Here is an 11,990-nt window from a genome sequence, read left to right on the forward strand (position 1 = left end):
TCTGACGCTGACGGCCGCCGGTGCGGCCGTCAGCGAGTTCGGCAACTCGTTGTCGTTGCTCGTGTTGCTGTTCTGGGCGACGCCGATCAGCCCGTTGCTGGTCGCGGCGATCCTCGTCGCCGAACTGCTGCCGTTCGTGCTCGGCGCCCCGCTGGCGGGCGCGCTCGTCGACCGGCTGCCCAACCGCCGGCTGCTGATCACCGCGCTGGTGTTCCAGGGCTTCGCGATCGCGTCCGTGGCGCCGTTGATGGGGCAGCCCGCGTTCGTGGTGGCGCTGGTGTTCGTCTCCGGCTGTGGCCGCGCGGTCGCCCAGCCCTGCATCTCCGCTCTCGTGCCGCACATCGCGGGCGAAGAGGACGCGACGCGCGGGTACGCGTGGCTCAGCACCGGGCGCAGTCTCGGCAGCATGGCGGGCGTCACCGGTGGTGCGCTGCTCGCCGGGGCCTTCGGCCATCCCGTCGCGTTGCTCGTCGACGGCGGCACGTTCCTCGTCTACGCGGTGATGCTGACGCTCGTGCGTTCGGAACGCAGGCCTTCCGGCGCGCACGAGGCACGTCCCAGTGCGCTCGCCGGTATTCGGCACGTGCGGCGGGACCCCGTGCTGTTCGCGGCGATCGCCGGGCTGGCCTTCTGCGTCGGCACGGTCGTGGTGGTCAACGTGGCCGATCCCGCGTTCGTGCGGTACGTGCTGCACGGCGACGAGTTCGTGCTGGGCGCCATGCAGGCGTGCTGGCTGGGCGGGATCCTCGTCGGCAACCGGGTGGCCGCGAGGCTCCGGAGCGTCTCCCAGGTGACGCAGGCGATCGCTGTCGCGGCCGTCACCACGGGCATCGGGGTGCTGGTTCCCGCGGCGTTCCCCGTCGTCGTGGCGGCGGGGACGGGCTGGGTGATCGGCGGGGTGTCGAACGGGGTCCACAACGTGGCCCTGAACGCCGTCGTGCGGCTGCGCACACCCGAGGAGATGCGCGGGCGGGCGTTCGCCGCGGCCGGGTCGATGGTGATCGGGGCGAACCTGCTCGGCACGGCGGCCGCGGGCGGGATGTTGCTGGTCCTGGGGCCGAGAACGGTGTTCGCGCTCGGCGGCACCGGGGCGTTGCTCAGCGGGCTCGCCTGCCTGGTGTTCGTGCGTCGTGCCCTGAAACGCGAAGAGAGCCCGGCCGAAGCCGGGCTCTCCCCTTGAAAAACGATCTGTGGCGGTGATCAGCCGCGCACGACCTTGCCGGCCTTCAGGCAGGACGTGCACACGTTGATCCGCTGGCGCTGCGAGGCCGAGACCTTCGCGCGCACAGACTGGATGTTCGGGTTCCAGCGGCGGTTCGTCTTCCGCTGGGAGTGCGAAACCGAATGGCCGAAGCCCGGCCCCTTGCCACAGACGTCGCACACGGCAGCCACGTCAGCCACTCCTTCAGGTTCCTCAAGCGGTAAGTCATGCGTCCCGGTGGGCGCGCAAGCGTGCACAAGCCTCAACCGGGCACGGCAACCCAATCAGGGTAGCCGGTGGCCTCACCAGCGACCAAACCGGGTGGATACTCTCGCCGCCATGCAGGTCATGGATGCGGTCGCGGTGCGCAGATGGGCAGACGCCTGCGTGCGGTCGTTGGACGCCAATCGGGAGTCGATCGACCAGATCAACGTCTTCCCCGTCCCGGATGGTGACACAGGTACGAACCTGCTGCACACGATGCAGTCGGCGCTCGACGCGCTGCTGCGCTCGCCCATGTCGACGGTGGGGGACGCGCTGTCGGCGCTGGCCCGCGGCGCTCTCGCGGGGGCGCGCGGGAACTCGGGCGTGATCCTGTCCCAGGTGCTCAGGGGGCTCGCGGAGACCGTGCAGGAGGTCTCCCTGGTCACCGGCTCCGCGCTGCGCAAGGGCCTGCACCGGGCCGACGAGCTGGCCACGGCCGCGGTGTCGAAGCCGGTGCCCGGCACCGTGCTGTCCGTGCTGCACGCCGCCTCCGAGGCCGCGCGTGACTGCGGTTCGGACGAGTTGGACGACGTGGTGATGGCGGCCTCGCGCGCGGGCGCCGTCGCGCTGGCCGACACACCCCGTCAGCTCGCCGTGCTGGCCAAGGCGGGCGTGGTCGACGCGGGTGGACGCGGGCTCGTTGTGTTGTTGGACACACTGGCTGCGGTCATCACCGGCCAGACCGTGGAAACGCCGGTGGACGCGCCCTTGCTGCCGCGCACCCCGGAGTCGCTGACGACCGCGCGCGAGGGCGGGTCGTCGGAGTTCGAGTACGAGGTCATGTACCTGATCGACGGCACCTCGGAGGAGCTGGTCGCCGAGCTGCGCGCCACGTTGAACGGGCTGGGCGACTGCGTGTCCGTGGTGGGCGACGGCGTCGCCCTGTGGACCGTTCACGTGCACTGCAACGACATCGGCGCGGCCGTCGAGGCGGGAGTGCGCGCCGGACGTCCGCACCGGATCACGGTGGCGCGGTTCGCCGACCAGATCGCCGCGCAGGCGTCCCGGTTCGTGCGCGACCGGGCGATCGTGGTGGTCGTGAGCGGCGCCGTGGACCTGTTCCGCGCGGAGGGCGCCACGGTGTTCGACCTCGCTGCTTCCTCGGCGACGCCCACGGACCTGTTGTCGGCCATCGTGTCGACGCGCGCGCGTCACGTCGCTGTGCTGCCCGGCGATCCGGACCTGCGTGAGGTCCTGGACGAAGCCGTGGCGTACGCACAGGCCGCCGGACAGGACGTGGTGGTGGTGCCGACGTTCTCGCCCGTGCAGGCCCTCGCGGCGTTGGCGGTGCACGACTCCTCTCGCCGTGCCGGTGACGACGTTGTCGCCATGGCCGAGGCCGCCGCGGCCACGCGCCGAGGTGAGCTCTCGATCGCCGCAGATGAGGCCATCACCTGGGTCGGCCGCTGCCAGCCCGGCGACCTGCTGGGCATGCTGGACGGCGAGGTCGTGCTGATCGAGCCCGGTCCCGCCGCCCCGGAGTCGCTGCTGGACCTGGCCTGCCGGCTGGTCGACCGCATGCTGGCGGGCGGTGGTGAGCTCGTGACCGTGATCCTGGGCGCGGACGCGCCGGAGGGCCTCGCCGACGTGGTGGAGGACCACGTGCGGGTCACCCATCCGGAGGTCGAGGTGACGGCGTATCCGGGCGGCCAGCCGGACGCGGTGATTTTTGTCGGTGTCGAGTAGTTCAATAAGACGCGATGATCTCCTTCGACGACAAGCTGCAGCCGTTGCTCGGCAAGAAGACCGCCGACGCACTGGAGACCGGCCTCGGCCTCACGACGGTCGGTGACCTGCTGCGCCACTACCCGCGCCGCTACGACGAGCGCGGGAAGCTGACCGACATCAGGTCGCTGGAAATCGACGAGCACGTGACGGTGCAGGCCGAGGTCCGCAAGTGCCAGAAGCGCCAGATGAAGGCGCGCCGCGGCCAGATGACGGAGGCCGTGATCACCGACGGCACGTCGGAGCTGCACCTGGTGTTCTTCGGCAAGCCGGCGTTCGTCGCCGAGCAGGAGCTGCTGCCGGGCACGCGCGCCCTGTTCGCCGGCAAGGTCGGCCGCTACCGGCAGAACCTGCAGCTGGTGCACCCGGCGTTCGAGGTGTTGTCGGCGGAGCAGGACGGGTCGTCGTTCCTGCAGGCGTTCCTGCCCGTCTACCCGGCCTCGCAGCACATCAACACGTGGAACATCGCGAACTGCGTGAAGCAGCTCCTGGAGATCTGGGACGGCGTGCCGGAGGACCCGCTGCCCGCCGACTTCCGCGAGGAGCAGGGCCTGATCGGCCTGGAGGACGCGCTGCGGTCGATCCACCGCCCGGAGAGCTGGGCGCAGATCTCCGTGGCCCAGCTTCGCCTGAAGTGGGACGAGGCGCTGGCCGTGCAGCTGGCCCTGGCGCAGCGCCGCAAGGCCTCCACCGCGCGCCCCGCGCCCTCCTGCGCACGCCGGACCGGCGGGATCCTGGACGCCTTCGACGCGCGCCTGCCGTTCACGCTGACGGCGGGCCAGGTGGAGGTGGGGGAGCAGATCTCCACCGATCTGGAGTCGGTCGTGCCGATGAACCGCCTGCTGCAGGGCGAGGTCGGGTCGGGCAAGACGATGGTCGCGTTGCGAGCGATGCTCCAGGCCGTCGACGCGGGCCGTCAGGCGGCGATGCTCGCCCCCACGGAAGTCCTTGCCGCACAACACGCCCGGTCGTTGTCCGAGATGCTCGGCGACCTGGCCCAGGCGGGCCAGCTGGGCGGCGCGGAGGACGCCACCCGCGTCACGTTGCTGACCGGTTCGATGAACACGGCCCAGCGACGCCAGGCGTTGCTCGACATCGTGACCGGCGAGGCGGGCATCGTCGTCGGCACGCACGCGATCATCCAGGAGAAGGTGGAGTTCCACTCCCTGGGTCTCGTCGTGGTCGACGAGCAGCACCGCTTCGGCGTCGAGCAACGCGCTGCGCTCTCCGCCCGCGGCGAACGCGAGAACCCGCACGTCCTCGTCATGACCGCGACCCCGATCCCGCGCACGGTGGCCATGACGGTCTACGGCGACCTGGAGGTCTCCGCCCTGCGCGAACTCCCCGGTGGCCGTTCCCCGATCAAGACCTCGGTGGTCCCCGTCCGCGAGAAGCCCGCGTGGCTCGACCGCGCGTTCGCCAGGGTCCGCGAGGAGGTGGCGGCGGGCCACCAGGCGTACTTCGTGTGCCCGCGCATCGGCGACGAGGAGCCGGCGAAGTCCGACGGCGACGACGACAAGCGCCCCGCCCTGTCCGTGGTCGACGTGGCGAACATGCTCGCCGCCGGCCCGTTGCGCGGCCTGCGCATCGAGATCCTGCACGGCCGCATGCCCCCGGAGGACAAGGACGCGGTGATGCGCGCCTTCGCCGCCAACGAGGTGCACGTCCTGGTCGCCACCACGGTCATCGAGGTGGGCGTCAACGTCCCGAACGCCACCGTCATGGCCATCATGGACGCCGACCGCTTCGGCGTCTCCCAGCTCCACCAGCTCCGCGGCCGGGTGGGCCGGGGCAGCGCGCCGGGCCTGTGCCTGCTCGTCACCGAGATGCCGGAGATGACGGCCACCATGGAACGCCTCCGGGCCGTCGAGTCCACCCTGGACGGCTTCGAGCTGGCGCAGCTCGACCTCGAACTGCGCCGCGAGGGCGACATCCTGGGCGCCGCCCAGTCCGGTCGCCGCTCAGGCCTGAAGATGCTCTCCCTGCTGCGCGACGAGGACATCATCGCCGACGCCCGCACCGCGGCCCAGCAGGTCGTGGACGCCGACCCGGACCTGGCCGCGCACCCCGGCCTGGCGGGCATGGTGGCGACGCTGCTGACGGAGGAGCGGGCCGAGTACCTGGAGAAGACCTGACGGCGGCGGGTCGCGCGCGGAGTCAGGCGAGCATCGGCTCGCTCGACGGCCGGGAGCCCATCGGGTTCACCAGCGACTTCCCGGCGAACGGCGGCTGCCGGACGAGCCGGGCCACGACCGGCCTGCCGCCGTTCCCCAGAACTCAGTCCTTCTGACGCGGCTTCGGCAGCTGCTCGGTCTTCTGCTCACCGGACGCACCCGACGGACCGGACGCGGCGGCACGAGGTGCCTCGTCGGCGTCGGCGGTGCCGTCCTCCAGGGGCTTGAGCACCGACATCGCCGCCTCCACCGCGGCCTGGGCCGCGTGGAACTGCGTCGCGAGGTTGTCGTGCGCCGACCGCAGCGACGCCTCCTTCTCGGACGCGGCGGCCGCGCGCTGGTCCGCCTCGGCGACGGCCGCGGCCGACTTCTCCTGGGCGTCGCGCAGGAGCGTGGTGGCCTTGGCGTCGGCTTCACGAACGAGCGTGGTGGCCTTCTCGTCGGCCTCGCGCACGGTGGTCGCGGCCTTCTGGTCGGCCTCCGCGACGGTCGCGGTGGCCTTGTCCTCGGCCGTGCGCAGGGTCGTCGCCGCCTTCTCCTCCGCCGCGCTGACCAGGGCGGTCGCCTTCGCGGACGCCTCGGAGGTGACCTTCTCGGCGCGCGCCAGCGACTCGGCCTCGATGTCCGCGAGGACCTTCTCGGCCTCGGCCTGCTTGGCCGCGAGTTCGCCCTCGAGCTTCTGCAGCGCCGCGGTCCGCTTGGCCTCCGCGTCGGCGACGATCTGCTCGGCCTCGGCCCGCGCGTCCGCCAGCACCTTCTGGTGCTCGGCGGTCAGCTTCGCCTTGAGGTCGTCGTACTCCTTGTCGAGCTGGTCGTGGTACGCCTTGTACTTCGCGTCCAGTTCGACCCGGTGGGCGTCGAGGTCGGCCGACTTCTTCTCGAAGTCGGCGGCGACGCGCTCGCCGTTCGCCCGCACGTCCGCGACCAGGGCCTCGTGCTCGGTGGTGAGCTTCGCCTGCAGCGCCGCGTGCTCGGCTTCCAGCTCTGACCTGCGGCCGGCGGTCTGCTGGTCGAGCTCGGCGTGGCGCTGCTGGTAGTTCATCTCCAGCTGCTTGCGGCGCGCCTCGGTCTCGGCGAGCAGGCGCTGGTGGGCCTCGCGCTGGTCGGCGGCCCACTTCTCCGCCTCACCGCGCGTGGCGGCGGCCTTGTCGAGGGCGTCCTTGCGGATGTCCGCGATCTCTTCCTCGGCCAGGCTCATCATCACGCGGACGCGCTCGGTGACGTTCGACGCGCTGACGGGGCTGTTGGCGAGGTTGTGGAGCTGGACCTTGGTCTTGTCGAGGTCCGCGCGCATCGCGTTGAGCATCTTGGTGAGCTCCGCCACCTGCGCGGCGGCCGCGTCACGGGAGCGGTTCGAGTTCTTGAGGTCGAACTCCAAGCGGGTGACGCGTTCGTTCACCTGTCGCTGGTTGTAACCACGAAGGACAACGTCGAAATGCGGTGTGCGGGCAGTAGGCTGCCCGGCTCCATCAGCCCCGGCCATATGGCTCACCCTACCGAGATAGTTACGAAGATCGTCACTCGATCTGGTTAAACCCACTACCGGCCGCAGTCTGACCGGGTGGTGGGTATCGGTTTCACTCCCATCACGCGAGAATCCACCTGAGCAAGACCGATCAGGATGACACCCATCACGTGAGACAGTCCTCCCAACAGGCAAGAGTCGCACGGTAACGTGCCTCGACTGATGACCGCCGAGTAACACCGGGAGGGCACGGATGTTCCGCAAGGTTCTTGTCGCCAACCGCGGCGAGATCGCGATTCGCGCGTTCCGAGCCGCTTACGAACTAGGCGCTGGAACGGTCGCCGTTTTCCCTCACGAGGACCGCAACTCGCTGCACCGGCTGAAGGCGGACGAGTCCTACGAGATCGGTGAGGCCGGGCACCCCGTTCGCGCCTACCTCTCCGTCGACGAGATCATCAAGGCCGCCCGCAAGGCCGGCGCCGACGCGATCTACCCCGGTTACGGCTTCCTGTCGGAGAACCCGGAACTCGCGCTGGCGTGCCGTGAGGCAGGTCTCACCTTCATCGGCCCCGTGGCCGAGGTGCTGGAGCTGACGGGCAACAAGGCCCGCGCGATCGCCGCCGCCCGCGAGGCCGGGCTGCCGGTGCTCGAGTCGAGCCCGCCGTCGTCGAACATCGACGAGCTCCTCGAAGCGTCGAAGACGATGCGCTTCCCGGTCTTCGTGAAGGCCGTCGCCGGTGGTGGCGGCCGCGGCATGCGCAAGGTCGACGACCCGGCGGCGCTGCGCGAGGCGCTGGAGGCGGCCTCGCGCGAGGCCGAGTCGGCGTTCGGCGACCCGACCGTCTTCCTCGAGCAGGCCGTGGTCGAGCCGCGCCACATCGAGGTGCAGATCCTCGCCGACGGCCAGGGCAACGTGATCCACCTCTTCGAGCGCGACTGCTCCGTGCAGCGGCGCCACCAGAAGGTCATCGAGATCGCGCCCGCCCCGAACCTCGCACCCGAGCTGCGCGACCGCATCTGCGCCGACGCCGTGAAGTTCGCGAGGCACATCGGCTACCGCAACGCCGGCACCGTGGAGTTCCTGCTCGACCCCGAAGGCCACTACGTCTTCATCGAGATGAACCCGCGCATCCAGGTCGAGCACACGGTCACGGAAGAGGTGACCGACGTCGACCTGGTGCAGTCGCAGATGCGCATCGCGTCCGGCGAGACGCTGGAGGATTTGGGCCTGTCCCAGGACACCGTCCAGCTGCGAGGCGCGGCCCTGCAGTGCCGCATCACCACGGAGGACCCGGCCAACGGGTTCCGCCCGGACACCGGCACCATCAGCGCCTACCGCTCGCCGGGTGGTTCCGGCATCCGCCTCGACGGCGGCACGGCGGGCGCGGGCATGGCCATCAGCCCGCACTTCGACTCGATGCTCGTGAAGCTCACGTGCCGCGGCCGCACCTTCTCGCTCGCCGTCGCCCGTGCGCGCCGTGCGATCGCGGAGTTCCGCATCCGCGGTGTGTCCACGAACATCCCGTTCATCCAGGCCGTGCTGGACGACGTGGACTTCTACGAGGGCCGCGTCACCACGTCGTTCATCGAGAAGCGCCCGCACCTGCTGACCGCGCGCCACTCGGCCGACCGCGGCACCCGCCTGCTGACCTACCTCGCGGACGTCACGGTCAACCACCCGAACGGCACCCGCCCGACCGCGGTCGACCCGCGCGAGAAGCTGCCGGTCGTCGACCTCAACGCGGAGCCGCCCGCCGGGTCCAAGCAGAAGCTCGTCGAGCTCGGCCCCGAGGGCTTCGCCCGCTGGCTGCGCGAGAGCAAGCCGGTCGGTGTCACGGACACGACGTTCCGCGACGCCCACCAGTCGCTGCTCGCGACCCGCGTGCGCACCAAGGACCTGCTCGCCGTCGCGCCGCACGTCGCGCGCATGACGCCCGAGCTGCTGTCCCTGGAGTGCTGGGGCGGCGCGACCTACGACGTCGCGCTGCGCTTCCTCGCGGAGGACCCGTGGGAGCGCCTCGCGGCGCTGCGCGAGGCCGTCCCGAACATCAACCTGCAGATGCTGCTGCGCGGCCGCAACACCGTCGGCTACACGCCGTACCCCGAGGCCGTGACCAAGGCGTTCGTGGAGGAGGCGACGAACACCGGCATCGACATCTTCCGGATCTTCGACGCCCTGAACGACGTCGAGCAGATGCGCCCGGCGATCGAGGCCGTGCGCGAGACCGGGACCGCCGTCGCCGAGGTCGCCCTCTGCTACACCAGCGACCTGTCCAACCCGGACGAGCGCCTGTACACACTGGACTACTACCTCAAGCTCGCGGAGCAGATCGTCGGCGCCGGCGCGCACGTGCTGTGCGTCAAGGACATGGCGGGCCTGCTGAGGGCCCCGGCCGCGTCGCGCCTGATCACCGCGCTGCGCAAGGAGTTCGACCTCCCGGTCCACCTGCACACGCACGACACGGCGGGCGGCCAGCTGGCGACGTACCTCGCGGCGATCCAGGCGGGCGTGGACGCGATCGACGGCGCGACCGCGTCGATGGCGGGCACGACATCGCAGCCGCCGCTGTCGTCGATCGTGGCGCTGACCGACCACACCGACCGCTCGACGGGCCTCGACCTGCAGAACGTCTGCGACCTGGAGCCGTACTGGGAGTCGGTGCGCAAGATCTACGCGCCGTTCGAGTCCGGCATCCCCGGCCCGACCGGCCGCGTCTACCACCACGAGATCCCCGGTGGTCAGCTCTCGAACCTGCGCACGCAGGCCGTCGCTCTCGGCCTCGGCGACAAGTTCGAGGAGATCGAGTCGATGTACGCGGCCGCCGACCGCATGCTCGGCCACCTCGTGAAGGTGACGCCGTCGTCCAAGGTCGTCGGCGACCTCGCGCTGCACCTCGTCGGCGCCGGCGTCGAGCCGAAGGAGTTCGAGGAGAACCCCGGCAGGTTCGACATCCCGGCGTCGGTGATCGGCTTCCTGCACGGCGAGCTGGGCGACCCGCCCGGCGGCTGGCCGGAGCCGTTCCGCAGCAAGGCCCTCGAGGGCCGTCCCGCGCCGAAGCCGGTGCAGGAGCTCTCCGCCGAGGACGAGGCGGGCCTCGCCGACTCCCGCAGGGCGACGTTGAACAGGCTGCTGTTCCCGGCGCCCACCAAGGAGTTCACCACGCACCGCGAGGCGTACGGCGACACGTCGGTGTTGCGCTCCAAGGACTTCTTCTACGGCCTGCGTCCGGGCGAGGAGTACTCCGTCGACCTGGAGCCGGGTGTCCGGCTGCTGATCGGCCTGGAGGCGATCTCCGAGGCCGACGAGCGGGGCATCCGCACGGTCATGGCGACGCTGAACGGCCAGTTGCGCCCGATCCAGGTCCGCGACCGCTCGGTGGCCGCCGACATCCCGGCCGCCGAGAAGGCCGACCGCGGCAACCCGAACCACGTGGCGGCCCCGTTCGCCGGCGTGGTGACGGCCGTGGTGGCCGAGGGCGACAGCGTCGACGCCGGCCAGACCGTCGCGACGATCGAGGCCATGAAGATGGAGGCCGCGATCACCGCCCCGAAGGCGGGCGTCGTGCAGCGCCTGGCGTTGCGCGGTGCCCAGCAGGTCGAGGGCGGCGACCTGCTGATCGTCCTGCAGTAACCGCTTTGTCCGAAGGGCCCGATCTCCGCGTGGGATCGGGCCCTTCGTGCTGCGGGGGCCCTGGAACTCCACGACGATTTCGTGCGTTGCACCGGGCACGGGAGTCAGGGGAAGAGGGTTTCTCAGATGAAGAAGGCGTTGGCCGGCCTCGTCGGCCTGGCGGGCGTGGCGTGGGCGTTGAAGGACGTTCCGAGGCAGCTCGGCGGCAAGCCGGACCCGGTCCACATGTCGCGGTCGCCGCGCTACCGGGACGGGAAGTTCCACAACGACAAGGAAGTCCGCACGGTCCCCGACCGCGACTCCTTCTCGATCCGGGACTTCCTCTTCGGCGGCGAGGACCGCAAGCCGTCCGTGCCGGTGCCGCTGGTGGGACCTCAGTCGCCGGTCTCCGAAGGTGTGCACATCACCTGGTACGGCCACGCGTCGGCGCTCATCGAGATCGACGGCGCCGCCGTGCTCGTCGATCCCGTGTGGAGCGACCGAGTCTCGCCGTCCGTGCACGTGGGCCCGAAGCGGCTGCATCCGGTTCCGCACCGGCTGTCTGACTTGCCGGCGATCAGCGCCGTGGTGATCTCGCACGACCACTACGACCACCTCGACATGCAGACCGTGCAGGACCTGACGTCGTCGACCTCCGCGGTCTTCGTCGTGCCGTTGGGTCTCGGGGCGCACCTCGCCCGGTGGGACGTGCCCGCGTCGCGGATCGTGGAGCTCGACTGGGACGAGTCGCACTCGGTGGACGGGTTCACGCTCACCTGCACGGCGGCTCAGCACTTCTCCGGGCGTTCGGTGCAGCGCAACGTGACGTTGTGGGCTTCGTGGGTGATCAAGCGCGGTGAGCGGTCGGTGTTCTACAGCGGTGATACCGGGTACTTCGAGGGCTACCGGAAGATCGGGGCGGAGCACGGGCCGTTCGATGCCGTGTTGATGCAGGTCGGGGCTTATGACGATGCCTGGCCCGACATCCACATGACGCCTGAGGAGGGCGTGCGGGCGTTCGACGACCTCGGTGGTGGGCTGTTGATCCCGGTGCATTGGGCGACGTTCAACCTCGGGTTCCACCCTTGGGGGGAGCCGATCGACCGGATCTGGCGGGAGGCCAAGGCTGCCGGGTTGAGGCTGGCTGTGCCTCGGCCTGGGGAGCGGGTGGACGTGGATTCGCCCGGTGAGGTCGACGGGTGGTGGCAGGCGCTCGCCTGACCTTGCCGATTTCGGCTCGGTCGCCGCTTGTGCGGGTGGCCTGCTTGTGCGGGTGGCGGCTTGTGCGGGTGGTTGTTTTGCGGGCGGCCTGGTCGCCTTGTGTGCTTTCCCTGGGGCTCTGCCCCAGACCCCGGCAATCTGATCAGGGGGTAGCGCCGCCTGTGGGCTGATGGCACGCCTGCTGCTTAGGGCGGCTGCCGGTTGCTTGGTTTGGGCGCGGTGGCGGTGGGGTCCCATCACGAGCCGCACCAGGAGCGGGCCACATGCCTGAGGGGGTGTCAACTCGACGAAAAGCGTGTCGAGTTGACACCCCCTCAGGCATGCAGCAAG

Annotated in this window: 7 protein-coding genes; 5 read left to right on the forward strand and 2 right to left on the reverse strand. The window is 70.6% G+C overall.

Annotated features, from left to right (window positions below):
* Positions 1 to 7: 7 nt before the first annotated feature.
* The gene (locus BMY74_RS38980) at positions 8 to 1,180 is read left to right on the forward strand and encodes an MFS transporter (RefSeq protein WP_281245043.1); all 1,173 of its coding nucleotides are present in this window, start codon (positions 8 to 10) and stop codon (positions 1,178 to 1,180) included.
* Positions 1,181 to 1,200: 20 nt separating this feature from the next.
* Here the strand turns inward: BMY74_RS38980 and rpmB are convergent, their stop codons facing one another.
* On the reverse strand, positions 1,201 to 1,392 hold the full coding sequence (gene rpmB, locus BMY74_RS38985) for a 50S ribosomal protein L28 (RefSeq protein WP_030467945.1): 192 nt from the start codon (positions 1,390 to 1,392) through the stop codon (positions 1,201 to 1,203).
* 148 nt (positions 1,393 to 1,540) lie between these two features.
* On the opposite strand from rpmB, the gene BMY74_RS38990 reads away from it, so the two are divergent.
* On the forward strand, positions 1,541 to 3,151 hold the full coding sequence (locus tag BMY74_RS38990; protein WP_089925702.1) for a DAK2 domain-containing protein: 1,611 nt from the start codon (positions 1,541 to 1,543) through the stop codon (positions 3,149 to 3,151).
* A 14-nt stretch (positions 3,152 to 3,165) separates the two neighbouring features.
* The gene (gene recG / locus BMY74_RS38995; protein ID WP_089925705.1) at positions 3,166 to 5,325 is read left to right on the forward strand and encodes an ATP-dependent DNA helicase RecG; all 2,160 of its coding nucleotides are present in this window, start codon (positions 3,166 to 3,168) and stop codon (positions 5,323 to 5,325) included.
* Between the two features lie 142 nt (positions 5,326 to 5,467).
* Here the strand turns inward: recG and BMY74_RS39000 are convergent, their stop codons facing one another.
* Positions 5,468 to 6,763, reverse strand: coding sequence for a coiled-coil domain-containing protein (locus tag BMY74_RS39000; protein ID WP_245786622.1), 1,296 nt, complete (start codon positions 6,761 to 6,763; stop codon positions 5,468 to 5,470).
* 319 nt (positions 6,764 to 7,082) lie between these two features.
* On the opposite strand from BMY74_RS39000, the gene BMY74_RS39005 reads away from it, so the two are divergent.
* Positions 7,083 to 10,460, forward strand: a complete 3,378-nt coding sequence (locus BMY74_RS39005; RefSeq protein ID WP_089925710.1) for a pyruvate carboxylase — start codon at positions 7,083 to 7,085, stop codon at positions 10,458 to 10,460.
* 126 nt (positions 10,461 to 10,586) lie between these two features.
* Positions 10,587 to 11,660 carry an MBL fold metallo-hydrolase gene (locus BMY74_RS39010; protein ID WP_089925713.1) on the forward strand — a complete coding sequence of 358 codons (1,074 nt, stop codon included), beginning with the start codon at positions 10,587 to 10,589 and terminating at the stop codon, positions 11,658 to 11,660.
* The last annotated feature ends 330 nt before the right edge of the window (positions 11,661 to 11,990 follow it).

The sequence above is a fragment of the Lentzea albida genome, from assembly GCF_900111005.1.
Taxonomy (GTDB): Bacteria; Actinomycetota; Actinomycetes; order Mycobacteriales; family Pseudonocardiaceae; genus Lentzea; species Lentzea albida.